Raw genomic sequence first — 20,005 nt, 5'->3', positions numbered from 1 at the left:
GTCAGTGGGTCGGTGGCGCGCAGACGATGACGAGGTCGGGTTCGCCGGGGTCGACGTCGGCGGTGAGGACGAGCCCACGCCCGGTCAGTTGGAGCCGGGTCGGGCTGGGGTGTTCGGGGTCGTGCGGGACGCCGACGAGCTGGAACCGGCCGTTGGTGTCGGTGCGGGTGGCGGACCCGGTGGCCGCCAGCTCGACCCGCATCGCGGCGAGGGGTTGGTCCTCGGGGCCGACCACCCGGCCGGTGAGGGTGCGTACCTCCAGTTGCCGCAGTCGCAGCGGTTGCCGCACCGGCGGCGCGGCCGGGGTCGGGTGGGTGACCTGGGCGGGTACGTCGATCAGCAGCGCCGGGCGGGGTGCGGCGTCGAACGCCGTCCACAGTGCCGCGTCGCCCGCCTCCAGGACGACCGCGTAGCTGCCCGCACCGGTGGCGGTGGTGAGCACCCGGTCCAGCTGGGGCAGCCCGGCCGGCCCGGTCACGCAGAGCAGGTAGCGGACCGTGAACCGGTACGGTTCGCGGACCGCGCCGCTGGAGGGGGTCTGCCGGGCCGGGCGCAGTTCCAGCGGCCAGAGGGTCAGGCCGGTGGCGTCGCCGCCGGTGCGGGGCGGGCCGATCGGGACGGGTTCCCCCGCCGCGCCGGTCAGCCAGGCGGCCAACTCGGCGGTGCACGTCTCGATCGGTCCGCGCCCGTTGTCGCTCATCGGGGCGGCGTCCCCTGGATCCGGTACGCGATGGCCTCGTTCCACACGTGCGGGTAGACCCCGATCTCGAAGTACCTGGCGAACCTGTTGATCGGGGCGTTGGTGTGGTCGTGGTAGAGCAGCCACACCGGGGCGATGGTGAACAGGACGTAGTTCGCCAGCACCAGCGGGATGTAGAGCGGGCCGAGCAGCCGACCCTGGAAGATGTGCACGTCCTCGTGCCGTTGGATGCCCGAGCTGGAGCCGGCGCAGACGGTGCCGATGGTGGTGGCGTAGCGGGGCGAGACCCCCTCCACCACACTGACCCGGCCGCTGCCCGCCGAGGTGGGCCGGTCCAGGGAGTGCCCGAAGACCAGGTGCACGGTCAGGTATATGGCGCCGACGACAGTGTTGAGCAGACTCCAGGTGTGGTCGACGACGAAGAGGAAGATGCCGCGGGCGTCCGCCGCGTACACCCCGGCGGACGTCACCGCCCAGCCGAAGACCGCGCCGAACAGCAGGCCCACGACGGCGCCGACCAGGAGCCCGATCGGGCCGCCGGCGAGGAAGCCGAACAGGGCGCCGAGGATGACCTGGACCGCCGCGCTGAGAATTCCGAAGATCATGACGTCATCCCCTCAGACCCAGGATCGGAAGACTCGGGGCTCGCGACCGCTCGCGACCTGGGTTGGCGTCGCCTGCCGGTTGCCGGGCGGGAACTGGTTGACGCCGAGCGCGGCGGAGAAGATGACAAGCGCGTTGAAGAACGCGATGACCCACTTCTCGCCGCCGGCCTCGTCGGCGAACGCCGCTGTCACGTAGGACAGCAGGAGCGCGATGGCGATGGCGATCCACTTGCGGAGCTTGTCGCCACCGGGGCCGATCAGCCCGCCGATGACGTTGGTGGCCAGCAGGGTGGCGGCGCTCGCGCCGGCGATGCTCCCCAGGGCTGCCCAGGTGAAGAGATCGTTCATGACGATCCCCCTTTTCTGCGATGGTGCGACCGGGATGTGGTGGTGAGGTCCGGTGCTGCCCGGTGAGAGCACCGGGTCCGGGCGTGGCCGGCGGAGCCGACCACCGGGTGGATCAACCGGGTCCCGGGGCGCCGGCGGGCGGGCCCGGCGGTGTCGGTCCGGGCGAGGTCGGGCCGGGCGAGGTCGGTCCGGGCGCAGCCGGCGCGGTGGGGCGTCGGCGTCGCAGCAGGAGTACGCCCCCCGCGGCGAGCAGCAGCAGGAGGAGCACACCGCCGACGATCAACGGCCATCCGATCCCGCCGTCGTCACCGGCGGCGGCGACCGGCGAGGTGGACGGTCGAGGCGGCGCCTCGGCGACGGCGCGTAGCTCGGTCGGCTTGTCCTGGTTGGAGTCGACCTTCCAGCTGACCGACCGGCCGTTGACGGCGCCATTGCTGTCGATCACCCGGCCGGGAAATGTCACCGAGATCTCGAACGACATCAGTTTGAGGAACGCCTGCTGTTGCTGCGGATTCTGCTGCGCCACCTTTCCGCCGTATTTCGACGGATCGAGCGGCAACGTGAAACGGTACAAGTCGCCGTCCCGGACCAGTTTTACGCTCGCCGTGTCGAAACCTGCCAGCGGCGCCCTGCGATAACTGATCTGGGAGCCGAAGAGTTTGTCGTCCTCGTAGCCGGTCTCTTCCCCCGCCGGAAGGGCGGGAATGTTCTGCCGCAGCTCCGCGAAGGCCGCCGCGATGTTCTTGTTCTGCGAGGCCAACACGGACTTCTCGGCGGTCAGCAGCAACTGCCCGTCGACAGTGTCGTCGGCGTTGACGGTGAGCCCCATGTTGAGTTGCATGCAGCCGCTCAGCGCGGCGACCAGAAGGAGACACACCGCGACGCGGAGTGCCTTACCGCGGTTGACTCTCCTGTTCATGGGCTCAGTGTGTGTGATCCATTTCACCATCAGCAGTCAGCCATCGGTCACAAGGCAGTCGCCGATTGTACCGACGCGCTGTCATATGTGACCGCTGTCGACCGGGGCGCAATTGACTATTCTGGAGCTTTGGGTCAGGAACAGTTTTGCGGTGGTGATCCCCCGCGCGGGGGAGGCCGGTCCGGGCCGGGCTGGGGCAGGCTGGACGCACCCGTTCGACCACCCCCGAGGATCGCGATGACGCCAACTCAGCGCCACACCCCGAAGATCGAACTACATGTCCACCTGGAGGGAACGGTCCGTCCGCCGTTGCTCGCCGCGCTGGCCCGCGGCCATCACCTCCCGGTGCCGGCCGAGACGCCCGGAACGTTCGACGACCTGTACGACTTCATCACCACCTGGAACGCGATGACGACGGTGCTGCGGACACCGCGGGACTACCAGCGGGCGCTGCTGGCCTACGCCGCGGAGGCCGGCCGCGATGGCGCGGTCCACCTGGAACCGATAGTGGACGCCGAGCCGCGGCTCGGGTTGGCCGGCTGGGCGAACCTGCTCGCCGCCCTTGTCGACGCGGCGGCCGAGGCCCGCGAGTCGTACGGGGTGTCGATCGGGTTGACCCCGCAGGTCTGCCGAGGTCACGACGTGGACTTCACCGAGAGCGCGGCCCGCATCGCCACCCGGTTCGCCGGGCGGGGCGTGGTCGGCTTCGGGCTGTCCGGCGCCGAGGGGCGGCACCCGACCGCGCCGTACCGCCGGATGGTGGAGCTGGCCCGCGACGGCGGCCTGCCGTTCGTGCCGCACGCGGGCGAGGCGGCCGGGCCGGAGGCGGTCCGCGAGGTGCTGGAGATGGGCGCGGTCCGGATCCGGCACGGGGTGCGGGCCGTGGAGGACCCGGAACTGGTCGCCGAGTTGGCGGCGTGCGGGGTGGTGTTGGACGTGACGCCCACCTCCAACCTGCGCCTCGGCGTGGCCCGACCGGACCGTCCGCATCCGTTGACGGTGCTGACCGACGCCGGGGTCACCTGCTCGGTGTCCACCGACGACCCCGCCATCTTCGATATCACCCTGGCCGACGAGTACGCGTTCGCCGCCCAGCTCGGGGTGGCCGCCGCGACCGCCTTCGCCGCCGGTCTGCGCGGCGTGCTGGCGGACGCCGCCGACCACGCGCGGCTGGTGGCGCTGGGGGAGCAGGCGTACCAGGTCGGCACACCCGCCTAAGCTGAGCTGGTGATTATCGTCGCGTGTGTGCTGCTTGTGGATCCCGACGGGCGGCTGCTGCTGCAACTGCGCGACGCCGACGCGATGCACCACCCGGACGTGTGGGGGCTGCCCGGCGGCCATGCCGAGGCGGGGGAGACGCCGGAGCAGGCCGCCGAGCGGGAGCTGTGGGAGGAGACCGGCCTGCGCGCCGACGGGCCGCTGCGCCTGGTCGCCGTGCAGCCGAATCCCGAGCTGGGTCGGGAGATGCACTACTTCCTCGGCTCCACCCGGGCCCGACAGGAGGACGTGGTGCTCGGTGAGGGCGCGGCGATGGTCTTCGTGCCCGGCGACGAGGTGCTCAACGGTCGTCCCTGGACGCCGGGCACCCACGAGGTGCTGACCCGGTTCCTCGCCGCGCCCGACTACACCGCGTTCACCGGCCGGCTCGTCTAGCCGGCGGGGGGTCGCCAGTCGGCGTACCGGGCCATCCCCCGCAGGGCGGCCCGGCCCGGGGTGAGGCGCAACGCGGTGTTGCGCGCCGCGACGGCGAAAGGGTTGCGCAGTTGCTGGCCGTACCGGCCGGCGGTGTGGGCGGCCCGCGCGATGGCCTGGCTACGCGGGCGGCGCTGCCCGTCGTACGCGGCCAGGGCGGCCGGCACCCCCTCCGCGCCGTCGGCGCAGACCGCGCCGAGCACCACGGCGTCCTCGATGGCCTGCCCGGCGCCCTGCCCGAGGTTCGGCGTCATCGCGTGGGCGGCGTCACCGAGCAGCGCCACCCGTCCCCGCGCGTACGAGGGCAGCGGCTCGGCCAGGTAGTGGATGTCGTGGCGCAGGACGACCCCGGGCGCTGTCGCCGCGAGGATCGCGGGGATGGGCGCGTGCCAGCCGCCGAAGTGTTTCCGCAGGGCCGCCAACTCGTCGGGGGCGTGACCGCCGGCCGGGGCGTTGAGCGCGCCGTACCAGTAGAGCTGGCCGTCGCCGAGGGGCACCATGCCGAACTCGGCTCCGGGACCCCAGCTGATCGCGGCCGGGACCGGTTCGGGGAACGCGATGGCCGCCCGCCAGGTCGTCGACCCCGCGTACACCGGGCCGGGGTGCCGCGGGAAGAGCTGGGCGCGGACCCGGCTGCGCAGGCCGTCGGCGCCGACCACCAGGTCCGCGGTGAGGGTGTGCGGGCCGTCCGCACCCCGATAGCGCACCTCGGCGCGGTCCGGGCCGGACTCCACGTGCTCCACCTCGGCGCTGGTGCGCAGCACCGAGCCGGGCAGCGCCTCGCGCAGGGTGCGGTGCAGCGTGGTCCGGTGGACGCCGAGCGCCGCGGTGCCCAACTGCCGGATCATCTCCGCCCCGTCCACCCGGGACAGCCACCGTCCCTGCCGGTCGCGGATCCCGCCGGGCGCCTCGGCCCCATCGCGACGCACGGCCGGGCCGAGGCCGAGGGCGTCCAGCCCGTGCAGTGCGTTGGCCATCAGGGTCAGTCCGGCGCCGATCTCGCGCGGTTCGGCGGCACGTTCCAGCACGGTGACCCGCCACCCTCGCCGGTGCAGGGCGAGCGCGGCGCTCAACCCGCCGATGCCGGCGCCGACCACCACCGCGTGTGCGTCATCCATGCCGACCACCCTTCTACATCTGTAGAAGAGCGATACTACCTGCGGACCATCGGAGGGAGGGAGTGCCGTGACGGCCCGCACGAACCGGATCGCACTGCTGACCGACGCGGCCATCGAGCTGATCGCCGAGGGCGGCATGCGGGCCCTGACCCATCGGGCGGTCGACGGCCGGGCCGCGGTGCCGCCCGGCACCACCTCCGCGTACCTGCGCACCCGACAGGCGCTGATCGAGGCCGTGGTGGGACGGCTCGCCGAACGGGACCGAGCCGACCTGGCGCACCACGACCTGCCCACCGGTCCGCCGCCCCCGACACCCGCCCCCCGGCTCGACGGAAACGATCTCGACGGTCTCGCCGTCGGCGTCGCCGAGGTGCTCGACCGCTGGTTGAGCACCGGGCGCAGCCGAACCCTGGCCCGCTACGCCTGCCTGCTGGAGGCGGTGCACCGGCCCGAGCTGCGCGGCATCCTGCAACACGGCACCGGCCTGCGGGTGCAGGCCCGCGACCTGCTGACCCGGGCCGGGGCCGCCGACCCCGATCGGCAGGGCGACCAGTTCGTCGCGTTCGTGGACGGGTTGCTCTTCGACCGGTTGGTCGGCGCGGGCGCGCTCAGCGCGCCGCAGCCCGGCAGCGCGGCCAGCCGTGCCGACCTGAGCGCCGCGGTCCGTACGCTGCTGCGCGCCCTCACCGGGAAGTGACAGGCCGTCCCGATCGGCGATCGTGCCCCCGGGCACGCCAGCCCTCCGCACCTCGGCACCCCCGAGCGCCGGTACCCGGCGGCAGGCGCGGAGCAGCCCCGGTGAGCTGGCCCGTCGCGTGATGGGAGACGATCGCCCCGGGGTGCCACGGGTTGGCAAGCGGTGCCCGGTCCGGCGCTTCGGAGCTGAATCGCGTATGACGTCGGGCGCGATGCGGTCGTCGTGGTGGACCGGCCGGTGGGTGGGAAGGAGGGTGGGGATGGTGCGGCTCGGTGGGCTGCGGACGGCCGGTGGGCGGCTGCGGCACGGCTGGCGGCCGGTGCTGGAGGCGACAGTCGCGGCGACAGTGGCGTGGCTGCTCGCCACCCGGCTGCTCGGGCACCCGCAGCCCTTCTTCGCGCCGGCCGCCGCGCTGATCGTTCTCGGTCAGGCCCGCGGTCAACGTATCCGCCGGGCCGTCGAGGTCGTGCTCGGGGTCGCCGCCGGGGTGCTCGTCGCGGACCTGGTGGTGCAGGCACTCGGCCCGGGAAGCACCTGGACGGTCGGCACCGTCATCCTGCTCACCGTCGTGCTCGCGGTGGCCTTCGGCGCCACCGGCGTGACGCTGGTGCAGGCCGCGGTCTCCGCCCTCTACCTGGTGGTGGTCGCGCCGCCGGACGGGTCGTTGGTGCCGTTCCGCTTCGTCGACGCGCTGGTCGGCGGCGCGGTCGCGCTCGCGGCCAGCCTGCTTGTCGACGCCCGGCACCCCCTCGCACCGCTGGTCGCCGAGGTGCGGCGGACCTTCGACGAACTCGCCGGGCTGCTGGGTGAGATCGCCGACGCGCTGGACCACAACGACGAGGCCGCCGCGTTCGCGGCGCTGACGCAGGCCCGCGGAATGGACGCCCGGGTGGACGGGCTGCGCGACGGGGTGCTGGCCGCCGGTGAGGCACTGCGGCTCAACGTCCGACGACGCCGGCACATCGGTCGGCTGAGGTCGGTGGACGAGTCGATCCGGCAGATCGACTACGCGGTCCGCAACGTCCGGGTGCTGGCCCGCGCCGGCGTGACCCTCAGCCGGCTGCACACCCCGGCGCCGCCCGAGCTGGGTGCCGCCCTGCGATCGCTGGCCGAGGCCGTCCGCCAGGCCGGCGCCGCCCTCGCCGCCGACCTCGACGGCCAGGACGGGGCCGCCGACCGGCACGGCGCCCGGGCCGACGAGTCGGCGCTGGCCGCCGTGCACACCGCCGGTCAGCTGTTCGGCGCCACGCCGACCCTCCCGCTAGCCATGATCATCGGTCAGGTCCGGGCCACGGCCATCGACCTGTTGCGGGGCGTCAACCCGGAGGACGACGCCGCCGTTCTCGCCCGCGTCGACGAAGCCCTCGGCCTCCCCGCCGTCTGACGTCTCCCCGCGCGTGCGCCGGGCGCTGGGTGTGCTGGTGAGCCAGGTGGTGGCGCGGTCGCGGATCGAAGCGGGTATCTCGTGGCCGCCGGGAAACTCCTCGTACGCGACGTCGTAGCCGAGGCCGCGCAGGTGGGGGACGAGGCGGCGGCTGCACACGTCGATGGGCAGCACCCGGTCGTCGACACCGTGCGACACGAAGATCCGTGGTCGGCCGTTGGTGGTCGGCGGCGCGGCGAAACCGGGGGAGAAGGCCAACACCCCGTCGACCAGATCCCCGTTGGCCAGGCCCAGCGAGAGCGCGTACGAGGCGCCGTCGGAGAAACCACCGAACGTCACGTCCCCCACCGGGTAGCCATCGAAGACGGTCGCCAGGAGCCCGTCGATACGCCGGACGTCCGCCCCGAAACCGCCGGCGATCAGGTCCCAACTGGCGGCCGACGAGTCCGGGGCGACAAGCAGCAGGTGCTGCGCGTCCGCCACCGGCGACAGCAGGTCCAGCCCCTGGCGCGCGGAGCCGCCCGCGCCGTGCAGGAGCAACACCAGCCGGTACGCCGAACTGTCGGGCGCCGGATCCGGGACGTACGCCAGCGCCAGCGGTTTCCCGTCGGGGCCGGTCATCCGCAGCGGGCCGGTGGGCCCCGGCGTCACCGGCGGGTGGGGACGCGCGGTCAGCCGCCCGTGCCGGGGACCCGGGTACGGCGGCGCGGAGTCGGACACAGCCTGCGCTCCTCGCGGTCGACGCAACGTCCGACGCGGTTACCCGGGAGGCCGGGGCTTAACCGTCGGCGTCGGGCGGGGGCGCAGCGACCCGCCGACGGTCGGGGTTCAGGCGCTGGACCGGGCCACCAGGGTGGACGGGAAGAGGGTCACCCGGGCGGCCGGACGTCCGTCCAGCAGGGCGGTGGCCGCGGCGACGGCGATCCGCCCGACCGGGTGGCTCGCCGTGGTCAGCGCCGGGGCGGTCATCCCGGCCAGCGGAATGTCGTCGAAGCCGGCCACCGCGACGTCGCTGGGCACCTGTACACCGGCGTCGCGCAGCCCCGCGATCACCCCGAGCGCGGTGTCGTCGCTGATCGCGAAGATCGCGTCGACGGTCGCCCAGCGGCGCAGTGCCTCGCCGGCCGCCACCCGGCCGCGCGCCGCCGTGAAGTCCCCGGTGATCTCCCACTCCGGCAGGCCGGCCTGGCGCATCAGCCGGCGGTACGTCTGCACGGGGCGTTGCGCGCAGGGCAGCCACCGGGGGCCGGTCACCATGGCGATGCGGCGGCGACCCGCGGCGTACAGGTGGCGCAGCACCTCGTCCGAGCCGGCGGCGTTGTCGACGTCGAACGACGGCACGGTCGCCGAGCCGACTCCGATCGAGACCACCCGGCCGCGCAGCGACGGGGGCACCGCCGCCAGCAGGTCCTCGGTGGTGTTGACCAGGATCACCCCGCACACGGTGCGGTCCGCGGCGAGTTGGTGCAGGCCGCGGGGGTCGCCGAGGGGCAGCCAGTGCAGCGCCACCCCGACACCGGCGGGTGTGCACACCCGGGCGGCCGAGCCGACCACCTGGTGGACGTACGGGTCGTCCAGCACCGCCGCGCTGGCCCCCTGCGCGGCCACGACAAGTCGTACGCCGCCGCCGCGCACCAGCGCCCGGGCGGCCGGGTTCGGCACGTAACCGAGCTGGTCGACGGCTGCCGTGACCTGTTGTCGGGCTGCCGGCGAGGCGAACCCCGTGCCGGCGATCACCCGCGACGCGGTGGACCGCGACACCCCGGCGATCCGGGCGACGTCCTCGAGAGTGGCCGGTCGTTGTGCCGCTGCCGTCATCATCGCCTCCCCGCGGCGACCCGTCCGGTCGGACAAACGCCTGTTCACATCATGCCCCGACCGATCCAACGGCGGTAAGGGGCGGTTGCCGGTTGTGGTGGTAGCGCTCTCAGGTGTGCGATCGTGCCAGGAGATCACCCCGAGAAAGAGGACCTGACCCCGTGAGCGCCCCCACCAGCAGACCCGTAGCCCCCGACACCGCACCGCCCTCGCGGGCGGTGCTGATGGCCCGCAACGGCGTCGCTGTCACCTTCACCCTCAACGGGCTGGCCGTCGGTAGCTGGTTCTCCCGCGTGCCAGCGGTGCGCGAGGCGTTGGACCTCTCCGCCGGCCGCCTCGGCCTGCTCCTGCTGGCGATGAGCGTCGGCGCGCTGCTCGCCATGCCCACCTCCGGTCTGCTCGCCCAGCGACTCGGCGCGGCCCGGACCGTGACCCTGGCCACCGTGCTTGTCGCGCTCGGCCTGACCGTGGCGGGGCTGGGCGCCACGATGACCGGGTCGTTCGCCGTCGTGGCACTGGGCCTGGTCGCCTTCGGCTACGGCTCCGGCGCCTGCGACGTGGCGATGAACGTCGAGGGCGCGGCGGTGGAACGGCGCCTGGGTCGTACGATCATGCCCCGTTTCCACGCGGGGTGGAGCCTCGGTTCGGTGGCCGGCGCGGCGCTCGGCGCCGGCGCGGCCCGGTTCGACGTGGCGGTCGGCACCCACCTCGTCGCGGTGGCGGTGATCGTGTTGGCCGGCACCGTGCTCGCCTCCCGGACGTTCCTGCCCCCCGCCGGCGAGCACTCCGGCGACCCGGCGGACGCCACCCCGGCGGCCCGCCGCCGTGCGCAGCTCGCCGCCTGGCGGGAGCCGCGCACCCTGCTGATCGGGCTGTTCGTGCTGGTGGCGGCGTTCACCGAGGGCACCGCCAACGACTGGCTGGCCGTTGCGTTCATCGACGGACGGGACCTGAGCGAGGCAGCCGGCGCGGCCGTCTTCGGCGTCTTCGTCGTGGGCATGACCGCCGGGCGCACCGTGGGCACCGTCGCGCTGGACCGGTGGGGTCGGGTGCCGGTGCTCACCGGCACCATCGGGCTCGCCGTGGTCGGCGCCGGCCTGGCCGTGCTCGCCGGTTCGGGGCCGCTGGCCATCGTCGGCGTCGCGCTGTGGGGCCTCGGCGCGTCGCTGGGCTTCCCGGTCGGGATGAGCGCCGCCGCCGACGAGGAGGCCCACGCGCCGGTGCGGGTGAGCGTGGTCGCGGTGATCGGCTACACCGCGTTCCTGGGCGGGCCGCCGCTGCTGGGGCTGCTCGGCGACCAGGTCGGCACGCTGCGTGCCCTGCTTGTGGTGCCGCTGCTGCTGCTGCCGACCCTGCTGCTGGTGCCGGTGCTGCGCCCGCCGCACACCGCCGAGCCGGCTCCGGCAGCACACAAAAACTAACCCACCCCACCGCCGAGCGGTATCGGGTGCGCGGCCGACTGCGCCGCGTACCCGCGCTGGTTAGGGTCGCCCGATGCCAACCGACGAGATCACCGCCGCCGCGGCGGGCACCTGGACCCTGGGCGACCGCACCGTGCGTCGGATGGGCTTCGGCTCCATGCGGATCACCGCGAACCCCGACCGGGACCGGGCGGTCGCCCTGCTGCGCCGCGCCGTGGAACTGGGCGTCAACCACATCGACACCGCCGCGTTCTACGTCTCGCCCGGCGGCGCCCTGGGCGTCGGCACCGGCCCGGCCCGCCACGCCACCGAGTTGATCCGCGCGGCGCTCGCCCCGTACCCGGACGACCTGGTCATCGCCACCAAGGTCGGCTTCGGGTACGACCCGGTGGCCGGCTTCACCGAGGCGCTCACCCCGGCCCAGTTGCGCGCCCAGGTCGAGGAGAACCTGCGTCGGCTCGGCCGCGACCAGCTCGACGTGGTGAACCTGCGCCTCGGCCGGGGGCCGGGCGCGGTGCCGCTTGTCGACCGGTTCGGCGCCCTCGCCGAGTTGCGCGCCGCCGGGCTGATCCGGCACCTCGGGCTCTCCAACGTCCGGCCGGAGCACCTGGACGAGGTGGCGGACATCGCACCGGTGGTCTGCGTGCAGAACAACTACGGGGTGGACGCCTACCGGGAGCAGGACGGGTTCGTCCGGACCTGCGGCGAGCGGCGGATCGCCTACGTGCCGTTCTTCGCGTTGGCCGGCACCGGCCGGGAGGCGGGCCCGAGCGCCGCGCGGAGCGACGCCGTCGAGGCCGTCGCCCGCGCCCACGGCGTCACACCGCAGCAGGTACGCCTGGCCTGGACGCTGCACCAGGGCCCCCACGTGCTCGCCATCCCCGGCACCGCGGACCCCGAGCACCTGGCGCAGAACGTGGCCGCCGGAGCCCTGCGCCTGACGCCGCAGGACCTGGCCCGGCTGCCCTGATCGTCCACCCCGGCGTCGCTCAGGCCCGCACGACGTGCACCACGATCTCCTGACCGTCGCCCACCGTGCCGGAGAAGCCCTCCGACAGGGCGTCCACCACGGTCAGCGTGAGCGCGAGGGTCTCGTGCGCGATGAGCTCCTGGTGCGTGGTGATCGCCGCCGCGACCTCCGCGGGCGCGGCGATCGACACCGTGATCCGGTCGGAGACCGCGAAGTCGGCGTCGCGGCGGGCCTGCTGGACGATGCGTACGACGTCGCGTGCGACGCCCTCGGCGGCCAGTTCGGGGGTGATCTCGGTGTCCACCGCGATCGTCACCCCGCGCTGGGATTCCACGACCCAGCCGGTCCGCGGCACCTCCGTGACCAGGATGTCGTCCGGGCCCACCTCGACCTGCGCCCCGTCGACAGTCAGCGGGAACGACCCGTTCGCCCGGACGCCGTCGACCAGCTCCCGCGCGGGCACGGCGGTGATGGCCTTCGCGACGTGCTGGGTACGGTTGCCGAACCGGCGGCCCAGGGTCCGGAAGTTCGCCTTGACCTGCACGTCGATGACCCCGCTCTGGGAATCGAGCGGCTGGAGGACCTTGACGTTCAGCTCGTCGCCGATGTCGTCGAGCAACGCCTGCGGGAGCACCGTGCCGGCCGGTAGTCCCACAAGCGCCCGGCTCAACGGCTGACGGATCCGCAGGCTGCTCGTCTTACGCGCCGAGCGGCCCGCCTCGGCCAACGCCCGCGCCGTGGCCACCTGGGCCGACAACTCGGCGCTGATCAGGGCGGTGTCGGGCGTGGGCCAGGTCGCCAGGTGCACCGACTCCGGGGCCGACCCGTCGCCCCGCCGGACGACCTGCTGCCACACCTCCTCGGTGAGGAAGGGGATGAACGGCGCGAGCAGCCGGGTGAGGATGTCGAGGCACTCGTACAGGGTGGTGAGGGCGTCGGGGTCGCCCTCCCAGAAACGTTGCCGCGAGCGCCGCACGTACCAGTTCGACAGGTCGTCGATGAAGTCGGCGAGCAGCCGGCCGGCGCGGGCGGTGTCGTAGTTCCGCATCCGTTCGTCAACGGCGGCGGCGAGGGCGTGGACCTCGCCGACGATCCACCGGTCCAGCACCGGTCGTTCGGCGACCGGCTGCGCCAGCTGCGGCGCCCACGTGGAGTTCGCCGCGTAGAGCGAGAAGAACGCCGCCGTGTTCCAGTAGGTCATCAACACCTTGCGGACGATCTCGTCGAGGGGACCGGGCCCGATCCGGCGCGGCGACCACGGTGAGCCGGAGCAGGCCATGAACCAGCGCACCGCGTCGGCGCCGTGCGTGTCCATCAGCGGGATCGGCAGCAGGATGTTGCCCAGGTGTTTGCTCATCTTGCGGCCGTCCTCGGCCAGGATGTGCCCGAGGCAGACGACGTTCTCGTACGGGGACCTGTCGAAGACCAGGGTGCCCACCGCCATCAGCGTGTAGAACCACCCCCGGGTCTGATCGATCGCCTCGCAGATGTACTGGGCCGGGTAGGTGCGCTCGAAGAGCTCCTTGCTGCCCGGCACGTGGGGGTAGCCCAACGACGCGAACGGCATCGCTCCGGAGTCGTACCAGGCGTCGATCACCTCGGGCACCCGGTTGGCGGTCTGGCCGCAGTCCGGGCAGGCGAAGGTGATCTCGTCGACGTACGGGCGGTGCGGATCCAGCTCGGACAGGTCGGCGCCGGCCAGCTTCCCGAGCTCGGTGCGGGAGCCGACGGCTGTCACGTGGTTGTCCGGGCAGCGCCACAGCGGCAGCGGGGTGCCCCAGTACCGGGAGCGGGACACCGCCCAGTCGATGTTGTTCTTCAGCCAGTCGCCGTACCGGCCGTGTTTGATGTGCTCCGGGAACCAGTTCGTGTTCTCGTTCTCCCGGGTCAGCTCGTCGCGTACCTCGGTGGTCCGGATGTACCAGGACGGCTGCGCGTAGTACATCAGCGGGGTGTGGCACCGCCAGCAGTGCGGGTAGGGGTGCTCGAACGGCTCGTGCCGGAACAACCGACCGGACGTCCGGAGGCGGTCGATGAGCAACGCGTCGGCGTCCTTGAAGAACACCCCTCCGACCAGGTCGATGCCGTCGTTGAACCGCCCGTTCGGGGCGACCGGGTTCACCAGCGGCAACCCGTAGGCGCGGCAGACGGCGAGGTCGTCCGCGCCGAAGGCGGGCGCCTGGTGCACCAGGCCGGTGCCGTCCTCGGTGGTGACGTAGTCCGCGAGGACCACCAGGTGCGCGTCCGGGATGTCCACCAGGTCGAACGGCCGCTCGTACCGCAGCCCCTCCAGGGCCGACCCCGGCACGGTGGCCAGGATCTCCGCCTCGTCGCCGAGCACCCGCCGGGTCAACGGCTCGGCGACGACGAACGTGCCCTGCCCGGTGCGGGCGATGGTGTACGTCACCGCGGGATGGACGGCGACGGCGGTGTTGGACACCAGGGTCCACGGGGTGGTGGTCCAGATCAGCAGCTCCACACCGTGGTGGCCGGCCACCGCCCCGCGCACCGGAAACCGCACGTACACGGACGGGTCGGTGACCGTCTCGTACCCCTGCGCCACCTCGTGGTCGGACAGGGTCGTGCCGTCGCGGGTGCAGTACGGCGCGACCCGGAAGTCCTCCACCAGGCGCCCGCCGTCGTGGATCTGCTTCAGTGACCACCAGACACTGTCCACGTACTCCGGGGACATCGTCTGGTACGGGTGCTCCAGGTCGATCCAGTAACCCATCCGCTGACTGAGCTGGACGAACTCGTCCACGTGCCGCAGCACGGAGGTGCGGCACAGGGCGTTGAACTCGGCGATGCCCATCTTCTCGATGTCGGGCTTGCCGGCGAGCCCCAGCTCCTTCTCCACAGCGAGCTCGACCGGCAGGCCGTGACAGTCCCAGCCGGCGCGGCGGGGCACCGAGAAGCCCCGCATCGTCCGGTACCGGGGGAAGAGGTCCTTGAAGACCCTCGCCTCGATGTGGTGGGTGCCCGGCGTGCCGTTGGCGGTCGGCGGCCCCTCGTAGAACACCCACGGCGGACCGTCGGCCGTCCGTTCCAGGCTCCGGTTGAACACGTTGTTCGTCTGCCACCACTCGATGACCGCACGGTCCATCCCACCAAGGTCGATCTTGGTGGGCAGTGGCACGAATGGCGACTTCGAAGGACCGTCCGGCACCGACGTTCTCCCTACACTCCACAGTCCGCTCGCGCGGGCATCAGCTCACTGCCCACGCGGGGACGAAGTGCCAGGCGTATGGCCGGGACTCCGCGGTACCACCCCGCTTGCGCCCCGACAGTGCGGGCGCCGCTCCATTTCGCGACGTGACGTGCCGCGACGTCCGGTTCTACTGGGGCGGCCGAGCTGCCCGTTCTTCCGGAGGCTCCCCGGTGATGGCCGGATCGGTGCCGATGCCGCCCAGCATAGCTGTCCGTGCGCGGAGCCAGACGCGCAGCGGGCCGGTGGGGAGGAAGCCGGTTTCCAGGGCCGGGGCCAGCTCCGGGGTGGTCTCGTAGCCGACGAGCGGCGCGTCGGGCACTGTGGCGCACACCGCGCGCCAGATGTCCCGGGGACGGTCGGTGTGGGTGAACAGGTTGGAGACGCCGTACTGGCCGTCGCCGCTGAGCACCGCTCCGCCGGTGATCGCACCCCGGTCGTCGTGGCGGGCGAGCACCCGTACCCGGGGGTTGGTCAGGAGCGCGGGTCGGAACAGCTCGCCACCGCCGTGGGCCGCCGCCCACGCCGCCAGGTCGTCGGCTGTGGTGACCGGGTCCAGCGGTGTGTCGACGGGTGGTGCCGTGGGTGGCCGGTGGATCCACTGCGCCTCGAAGAGCACCCGGAACCCGTACCCGGACAGGTCGATGTCGGCGAAGCTGTCCTTCACCGACGCGCCGGGCCCCGCGTCGATCCGGGCCAGCAGGGTCACGGCGTCGACGCCCGGCCGCAGGGTGACCGCGTCCGGGTACCACTGTGGCGAACGGTGGGAGACCGACCAGGCATCGGCGTCGGTACGGCCGGTGAGCCCGTGGCTGCCGCAGACGATGTCGCACCATTCGGCATTGTCGCTGGCCGCCGCCGCTCGCGCGTCGATCGGCATGCCCGGCATTCCGGGCAGCCCGGGGGCCGACGTCATGGGGCGTAGACCAGGTCCATCGTGTCGGTGTGCCCGGACCAGCGCAGGTCGAGGTGCCAGCACCCGGCCTGCGGCATGTCGATGATCGACGGCCCGGGACCGCCGGCCACCTCCCGGGTCACCCGGGTGTCGGTGCCGTCCAGTGTCGCGGTGATCACCAGGGTCGCCGGTGCGGTCGGGTCGGGCGAGGTCGTGGCGGCGCGGGCCACCCACAGAATCTTGTTGTTCGACCCGTCCTTGCGGACCTGCCGTAGCGGATGGGCGAACAACACCGCCACGATGTCCCCCTTCGCGCCGAAGACGTGCGGACCTCGGCTGTCCCCATGGAATCCGGCGTCCGCCCAGTCGGGCAGCGACGTCGTCTCGACGGGCGAGTGGCAGCCCGTCGCGGCGCCCGCGCCACTCGCGCCGCCGGCGGCGCCTTCGGCATTCGTCGTGGTGGCGGTGGTGGCGGTGGTGGCGGGCGGCGGAGCCGACCCGCCGCTGGTCGCGGTCGTGCACCCCGCCAACAGAAGCACCGATGCTGCCAGCAGCGACCTGCCCCGTGAACCCATCTCAACCCTCCGGTACGCGTCGACGACCTCTTGCATCTTCAGGACACCGGCCGAGCCCGGCAGGTTCCTAGCGCAGTGAACGGGCGATCTCGAGGGCCTCGGCTTTGGTGACGGCACCCTCGAGCCGGTAGCTCACGTCGGCGTCCTGCCAGATCAGGGTCGAGGCGGCAAGTCGGGCGGTCTCCTTGCGGACCGTGCCCGAGCGGTCCACGTACGACAGCACGTGCGGACTGCCGACCCACACCGCGAAGTCGCCGTTGACGTCGACCCAGTCCATCCCCGGCGGCATGACCTCCTTGTGGAAGGACAGGTTGAGGCGACCGTCGAACGCGTCGATGCGCAGCGCGCCGCCGTCGTAGAGCAGCGTCGCGACGCGACAGGTGCCCGTCGGGTCGGGGTCGGCGACCAGCACCCGCTCGGGCGGACCCAGCTTCGACGGTAGGCGGATCGGGAACCGTACCGCCCGTTGTGCCTCTTCCAGGTCGGCGGCCCGCTGCGCGGGCAACGGCGACGGGACGCCGCTGGGCAGCGTCGGCGTGGGTGCGACGGCGATGCTGACGCCGGCGAAGCGCAGCAGCCCGGTGACCGCGTCGGCGACGGCGGCACGGGTCGGCGGCACCACCGCCACGAGCACGGCGACGAGCGCCGCCGCGGCGAGCGGACGCCACCGCCGCACCGGCCGGCGCAGCCGTCCACGGACGGCGGCGCGCACGTCCGGCGGCTCGGGCGTCTCCAGCCAGGCGGACAGGTCGCGCAGGTCCCGTTCCAGGTCACCCATGCCGCACCTCCTCCCGGTCGAGCAGGCCGCGAAGCTTCGCCAGCGCCCGGGACGTGCGCGACTTCACAGTTCCCCGGGGCCAGCCCAGGGCCGCCACCGTCTCCTCCTCGCTGAGATCGAGGAAGAACCGGCAGACGATCACCTCGCGGTCCCGTACCGGGAGTTGCCGCAGGGCCTGCACCAGCGCGGCCCGGCGCTCCCCGGCGAGGACCGCGTCCACCGCCCCGTCCTCGGCGATCTCCGACGTCGGGTCCGCCGCCGCGGCGCGCAGCACCAGCCCGTCGCGCCGGCCGCGGGACCGGTGCAGGTTGCGGGTCTCGTTGGCGACGATCGCGAGCAACCATGATCGGAAGGACGATTCGCCCCGATATCGGGACAACTTGCGGTACGCCTTCACGAACGCCTCCTGGATGACGTCCTCGGAGTCCGAGCCCGCGCCGAGCAGCACCGCCGTCCGGTACGCGGACGCGGTGTGCCGAGCGACCAGCAGGTCGTACGCCGCCAGGTCGCCGGAGCGGGCGCGGGTGACGAGCGCGTCGTCGTCCAGGGGAACCTCCGTTCGGGTCACACTCATGACACCGCCCACGGCTGGCGGGTTCCAGCCCTCGTCGGGTCAGCCTTCTCCCACCCGGCGTGCAGCGTATTGCCAGGATTCGGTGCTGCACTGGAGGGGCGTCGAGGGAAGGGGTGGGGCATGAGCTGGTTCAGTCGACGGTCCCGGGGTGCCGAGGCGACCCCGACGAAGCTGGACCGGGAGGCGACCCGGGACGACCTCGCCGCGCTGGAGGAGTTCGTCCTGAGCCGGCGCGGGGTGGAGTTCTACCTGGAGCCGGAGACCACCGCGACGGACACCACAGTCGTGGCGATCGCCCACGACGGGGAGTGGATCCGTCGCCGTACCGGCACGCCCCGCGCGGCGGGGTCCATCGCCCGCAAGCACGCGGTGCCGCTGTACGAGGCGGGCCGCACCGGCTATCCGGAGCGGATGCGGGTGTGGAACCGTGCGCACCCGGAACGGCACGCCCGCTGAGGCTCGCCTGCCCAGGCAGCCTCGACGGCTGAACGGCCCGCTGAAATTCGCGGCTGCCCCCGGGTCAGGTTGCCGCGCCTGCGAGTGCGCGCCGAACGAGCGCGAGGATGGGCGGAAGGAGCAGGTCGTTGCCGCCGACTGTGGCGACGGCATCCACGCTGTGGTGCGTGCCGTCGATGTCGACCACCAGCGCGCCAGCCTCTCGGGCGATCACGACGCCCGCGACAGTGTCCCAGGGCTTGTTGTTGAGCATGATGAAAGCGTCGATCCTGCCGTGGGCCAACCAGGCGAGGTCGATTGCGGCGGAACCATGCATGCGTATCCGTTGGACGTGCTGGGTGAGCTGCTCGGTGATGGCAAGTCGTTCGGTGTTCTTCCGGCTGGCCCCGGTCCCGACCGCGTAGTCGCCGATGGCGACGACGGCGTCCTTCAGGTCGGTGACCCCGCTGGCGTGAATGCGTCGGTTGTTGGCGTAGGCGCCGTGACCCTGGGCGGCGTGGTACCGGGTGCCGAGGAACGGGAGGTCGATGACGCCGAGGACGCTGTGGGTGCGGTGGATGAGGCCGAGGGAGATCGCGCACAGGGGTGAGCCGTGGATGAAGTTGACGGTGCCGTCGACCGGATCGAGTGCCCAGGTGAGTGCGCTGGTGTCGCCGCTACTGCCGTACTCCTCGCCGAGGAACCCGATCTCAGGCGCCTTGGCGGCCAGATGCTCGCGGACGGCTCGCTCGATGGCGTAGTCCAACTCGGAGGCCATGTCGCGGTCACCCTTGAAGGTCAGCGCACCGGGCTGGAGCGTCCGCATCAGATCGCGCGCCAGGTCGACGGCCTCCTGGGCGAGGGGAAGAAGGCGGGCGTAGTCGTTCATAGCTGGCGGCTGCGGTCCCACAGTGAACTGAACATCCCGTCGAATATCGGGTAGAGGCCGGACGGGCTCGCGTTGCGCTCGATGACCATCGTCGGACAGTCGACGCCCCGCATCTGCGGCAGATAGTGCTGAACAACGCAGAGCCGGTCGTCGATCAGAAGGATGTTGGCCCGGACGGATTCGTCGTACACCCGAACGGCGAGGCGGTCACGCGCTTCCGACGGGAGCCGGTTGCTGATTCGGCAGGCCAGGTTCTGGATGTTGAGTTCGGTGAGTGCGCTCAGATGCCCCTCTGGATAGTCGTCCTCGCGCTCCAGCCGCCGTATCGTCTCGCCGCCTGGATCGAGGAACAGGCAGCGGAGGCGACTGCCGGCGGCGAGGAGCTTCAGGAGGTGATTGTCGGCGTATTGCTGACAGATGAGGTTGAGTGACACACCCGCCGCGCGGACGTCCCTGGCCTGGTTGAAGAGGACCTGCGGCGGCAACGCCGCGCTGAAGTCAGATCGGTTGGAATAGATCGCCGTGACGTCACCCAGCCGGTCGCGATCAACAGTGTCGAGCTGGGGGTGCCTGAGGCCCTGCTCTGTTGGGGCCCGGTGACGTTCGCCGAGGAGAAGCGTCATGCGGGCGTGGCTCGGCATGGACAGGCCGGCGCAGATGCGGGAGAGGACGTCGATGCTGCTGACCCGTCGGGCGCCGCTGGTGATCTCGCTGACCTGAGCCTGGCTGAGACCGGTGGCGATACCGAGATTGGTTTGGCTGGCGCGGGTGGCTCGTTGCACAAGCCGGAACACCTGAGCGATGTCGCGAGCGGTCAGGGCGTCGAGCATGTCGGAGGTCTCCCACAGCAGGTGAGGGATGCTGAACGGTGGGGCCGTTCGAATGCTCACGCCACGCGTCCTTCCCGCCGGTGGGGTGAGGGTCAGCTTATCCAGCGGGCAAGCGGCGTGGCCCGGACGACATCCGGAGAGCGGGTAGAAAC

20 protein-coding genes and 1 pseudogene are annotated in these 20,005 nt (G+C 72.5%); 7 read left to right on the top strand and 14 right to left on the bottom strand.

Annotation, left to right across the window (positions count from 1 at the left end; all coding sequences use genetic code 11):
• Position 1: 1 nt before the first annotated feature.
• The 4 genes from ACQPWW_RS18605 to ACQPWW_RS18590 all read right to left on the bottom strand — a co-directional run bounded on the left by ACQPWW_RS18605 (position 2) and on the right by ACQPWW_RS18590 (position 2,572).
• Entirely contained in the window at positions 2-700 is a 699-nt protein-coding gene (locus ACQPWW_RS18605) for a carboxypeptidase-like regulatory domain-containing protein (protein ID WP_433124229.1), read from the bottom strand.
• Positions 697-1,305, bottom strand: a complete 609-nt coding sequence (locus tag ACQPWW_RS18600) for a glycine zipper family protein (RefSeq protein WP_433124227.1) — start codon at positions 1,303-1,305, stop codon at positions 697-699. Before ACQPWW_RS18600 ends, ACQPWW_RS18605 begins: the two co-directional genes overlap by 4 nt.
• Positions 1,306-1,317: 12 nt before the next feature.
• A complete protein-coding gene (locus ACQPWW_RS18595; RefSeq protein ID WP_433124225.1) occupies positions 1,318-1,653 on the bottom strand; it encodes a hypothetical protein in 336 nt (111 codons plus the stop codon).
• Positions 1,654-1,765: 112 nt separating this feature from the next.
• A complete protein-coding gene (locus tag ACQPWW_RS18590; RefSeq protein ID WP_433124223.1) occupies positions 1,766-2,572 on the bottom strand; it encodes an LppM family (lipo)protein in 807 nt (268 codons plus the stop codon).
• 237 nt (positions 2,573-2,809) lie between these two features.
• Between ACQPWW_RS18590 and ACQPWW_RS18585 the strand changes: the two genes are divergently transcribed.
• Together ACQPWW_RS18585 and ACQPWW_RS18580 are read left to right on the top strand one after the other, a co-directional pair.
• Complete coding sequence (locus ACQPWW_RS18585; RefSeq protein WP_433124221.1) at positions 2,810-3,790, top strand: adenosine deaminase family protein; 981 nt, start codon at positions 2,810-2,812, stop codon at positions 3,788-3,790.
• Positions 3,791-3,799: 9 nt separating this feature from the next.
• Positions 3,800-4,225 (top strand): NUDIX domain-containing protein, encoded by a 426-nt coding sequence (locus ACQPWW_RS18580; protein WP_433124219.1) that lies wholly within the window; start codon positions 3,800-3,802, stop codon positions 4,223-4,225.
• Here ACQPWW_RS18580 and ACQPWW_RS18575 read toward each other — a convergent pair.
• A complete protein-coding gene (locus ACQPWW_RS18575) occupies positions 4,222-5,382 on the bottom strand; it encodes an FAD-dependent oxidoreductase (protein WP_433124218.1) in 1,161 nt (386 codons plus the stop codon). The two genes, ACQPWW_RS18580 and ACQPWW_RS18575, sit on opposite strands and share 4 nt — an antisense overlap.
• Before the next feature lie 67 nt (positions 5,383-5,449).
• Here ACQPWW_RS18575 and ACQPWW_RS18570 point away from each other — a divergent pair, with 67 nt between their 5' ends.
• Complete coding sequence (locus ACQPWW_RS18570; RefSeq protein WP_433124217.1) at positions 5,450-6,079, top strand: TetR/AcrR family transcriptional regulator; 630 nt, start codon at positions 5,450-5,452, stop codon at positions 6,077-6,079.
• Positions 6,080-6,338: 259 nt separating this feature from the next.
• A complete protein-coding gene (locus ACQPWW_RS18565) occupies positions 6,339-7,463 on the top strand; it encodes an FUSC family protein (protein ID WP_433124216.1) in 1,125 nt (374 codons plus the stop codon).
• Between the two features lie 132 nt (positions 7,464-7,595).
• Here the strand turns inward: ACQPWW_RS18565 and ACQPWW_RS18560 are convergent.
• Positions 7,596-8,084 (bottom strand): annotated as a pseudogene (locus tag ACQPWW_RS18560) (alpha/beta hydrolase); the annotation flags it as partial.
• A gap of 207 nt (positions 8,085-8,291) precedes the next feature.
• Positions 8,292-9,281 (bottom strand): LacI family DNA-binding transcriptional regulator, encoded by a 990-nt coding sequence (locus ACQPWW_RS18555; RefSeq protein ID WP_433124214.1) that lies wholly within the window; start codon positions 9,279-9,281, stop codon positions 8,292-8,294.
• A gap of 224 nt (positions 9,282-9,505) precedes the next feature.
• On the opposite strand from ACQPWW_RS18555, the gene ACQPWW_RS18550 reads away from it, so the two are divergent.
• Positions 9,506-10,702, top strand: coding sequence for an MFS transporter (locus tag ACQPWW_RS18550; protein ID WP_433134419.1), 1,197 nt, complete (start codon positions 9,506-9,508; stop codon positions 10,700-10,702).
• 73 nt (positions 10,703-10,775) lie between these two features.
• Entirely contained in the window at positions 10,776-11,672 is an 897-nt protein-coding gene (locus ACQPWW_RS18545) for an aldo/keto reductase (RefSeq protein WP_433124212.1), read from the top strand.
• Between the two features lie 19 nt (positions 11,673-11,691).
• Here the strand turns inward: ACQPWW_RS18545 and ileS are convergent, their stop codons facing one another.
• The 5 genes from ileS to ACQPWW_RS18520 form a co-directional block, all read right to left on the bottom strand.
• The gene (gene ileS, locus ACQPWW_RS18540) at positions 11,692-14,775 is read right to left on the bottom strand and encodes an isoleucine--tRNA ligase (protein ID WP_433134417.1); all 3,084 of its coding nucleotides are present in this window, start codon (positions 14,773-14,775) and stop codon (positions 11,692-11,694) included.
• Positions 14,776-15,007: 232 nt separating this feature from the next.
• On the bottom strand, positions 15,008-15,793 hold the full coding sequence (locus ACQPWW_RS18535) for a hypothetical protein (RefSeq protein ID WP_433124210.1): 786 nt from the start codon (positions 15,791-15,793) through the stop codon (positions 15,008-15,010).
• On the bottom strand, positions 15,790-16,311 hold the full coding sequence (locus ACQPWW_RS18530; RefSeq protein ID WP_433124208.1) for a hypothetical protein: 522 nt from the start codon (positions 16,309-16,311) through the stop codon (positions 15,790-15,792). The genes ACQPWW_RS18535 and ACQPWW_RS18530 overlap by 4 nt, the downstream gene beginning before the upstream one ends.
• Before the next feature lie 103 nt (positions 16,312-16,414).
• Positions 16,415-17,125 carry a hypothetical protein gene (locus ACQPWW_RS18525; protein ID WP_433124206.1) on the bottom strand — a complete coding sequence of 237 codons (711 nt, stop codon included), beginning with the start codon at positions 17,123-17,125 and terminating at the stop codon, positions 16,415-16,417.
• Positions 17,118-17,699 (bottom strand): RNA polymerase sigma factor, encoded by a 582-nt coding sequence (locus tag ACQPWW_RS18520; RefSeq protein WP_433124204.1) that lies wholly within the window; start codon positions 17,697-17,699, stop codon positions 17,118-17,120. The genes ACQPWW_RS18525 and ACQPWW_RS18520 overlap by 8 nt, the downstream gene beginning before the upstream one ends.
• Positions 17,700-17,819: 120 nt before the next feature.
• On the opposite strand from ACQPWW_RS18520, the gene ACQPWW_RS18515 reads away from it, so the two are divergent.
• Positions 17,820-18,155: a hypothetical protein gene (locus tag ACQPWW_RS18515; protein ID WP_433124202.1), complete on the top strand. Its 336-nt coding sequence runs from the start codon at positions 17,820-17,822 to the stop codon at positions 18,153-18,155.
• Between the two features lie 64 nt (positions 18,156-18,219).
• Here the strand turns inward: ACQPWW_RS18515 and ACQPWW_RS18510 are convergent, their stop codons facing one another.
• The gene (locus ACQPWW_RS18510) at positions 18,220-19,023 is read right to left on the bottom strand and encodes an inositol monophosphatase family protein (RefSeq protein WP_433124200.1); all 804 of its coding nucleotides are present in this window, start codon (positions 19,021-19,023) and stop codon (positions 18,220-18,222) included.
• The gene (locus ACQPWW_RS18505; protein ID WP_433124198.1) at positions 19,020-19,913 is read right to left on the bottom strand and encodes a DUF5919 domain-containing protein; all 894 of its coding nucleotides are present in this window, start codon (positions 19,911-19,913) and stop codon (positions 19,020-19,022) included. The genes ACQPWW_RS18510 and ACQPWW_RS18505 overlap by 4 nt, the downstream gene beginning before the upstream one ends.
• Positions 19,914-20,005: the final 92 nt, after the last annotated feature.

It is taken from the genome of Micromonospora sp. CA-240977, from assembly GCF_050942285.1.
Taxonomy (GTDB): Bacteria; Actinomycetota; Actinomycetes; order Mycobacteriales; family Micromonosporaceae; genus Micromonospora.
This window is presented reverse-complemented; position numbering and strand designations above follow the sequence as displayed.

Bases quoted from the DNA above. Each gene is read 5' to 3' on its own strand.
- ACQPWW_RS18555 (WP_433124214.1), bottom strand. From the start codon at position 9,281: ATGACGGCAGCGGCACAACGACCGGCCACTCTCGAGGACGTCGCCCGG.
- ACQPWW_RS18565 (WP_433124216.1), top strand. From the start codon at position 6,339: ATGGTGCGGCTCGGTGGGCTGCGGACGGCCGGTGGGCGGCTGCGGCAC.
- ACQPWW_RS18575 (WP_433124218.1), bottom strand. From the start codon at position 5,382: ATGGATGACGCACACGCGGTGGTGGTCGGCGCCGGCATCGGCGGGTTG.
- ACQPWW_RS18515 (WP_433124202.1), top strand. From the start codon at position 17,820: ATGAGCTGGTTCAGTCGACGGTCCCGGGGTGCCGAGGCGACCCCGACG.
- ACQPWW_RS18535 (WP_433124210.1), bottom strand. From the start codon at position 15,793: ATGACGTCGGCCCCCGGGCTGCCCGGAATGCCGGGCATGCCGATCGAC.
- ACQPWW_RS18600 (WP_433124227.1), bottom strand. From the start codon at position 1,305: ATGATCTTCGGAATTCTCAGCGCGGCGGTCCAGGTCATCCTCGGCGCC.
- ACQPWW_RS18525 (WP_433124206.1), bottom strand. From the start codon at position 17,125: ATGGGTGACCTGGAACGGGACCTGCGCGACCTGTCCGCCTGGCTGGAG.
- ACQPWW_RS18605 (WP_433124229.1), bottom strand. From the start codon at position 700: ATGAGCGACAACGGGCGCGGACCGATCGAGACGTGCACCGCCGAGTTG.
- ACQPWW_RS18590 (WP_433124223.1), bottom strand. From the start codon at position 2,572: ATGAACAGGAGAGTCAACCGCGGTAAGGCACTCCGCGTCGCGGTGTGT.
- ACQPWW_RS18545 (WP_433124212.1), top strand. From the start codon at position 10,776: ATGCCAACCGACGAGATCACCGCCGCCGCGGCGGGCACCTGGACCCTG.
- ACQPWW_RS18550 (WP_433134419.1), top strand. From the start codon at position 9,506: ATGGCCCGCAACGGCGTCGCTGTCACCTTCACCCTCAACGGGCTGGCC.
- ACQPWW_RS18520 (WP_433124204.1), bottom strand. From the start codon at position 17,699: ATGAGTGTGACCCGAACGGAGGTTCCCCTGGACGACGACGCGCTCGTC.
- ACQPWW_RS18595 (WP_433124225.1), bottom strand. From the start codon at position 1,653: ATGAACGATCTCTTCACCTGGGCAGCCCTGGGGAGCATCGCCGGCGCG.
- ACQPWW_RS18510 (WP_433124200.1), bottom strand. From the start codon at position 19,023: ATGAACGACTACGCCCGCCTTCTTCCCCTCGCCCAGGAGGCCGTCGAC.
- ileS (WP_433134417.1), bottom strand. From the start codon at position 14,775: ATGGACCGTGCGGTCATCGAGTGGTGGCAGACGAACAACGTGTTCAAC.
- ACQPWW_RS18585 (WP_433124221.1), top strand. From the start codon at position 2,810: ATGACGCCAACTCAGCGCCACACCCCGAAGATCGAACTACATGTCCAC.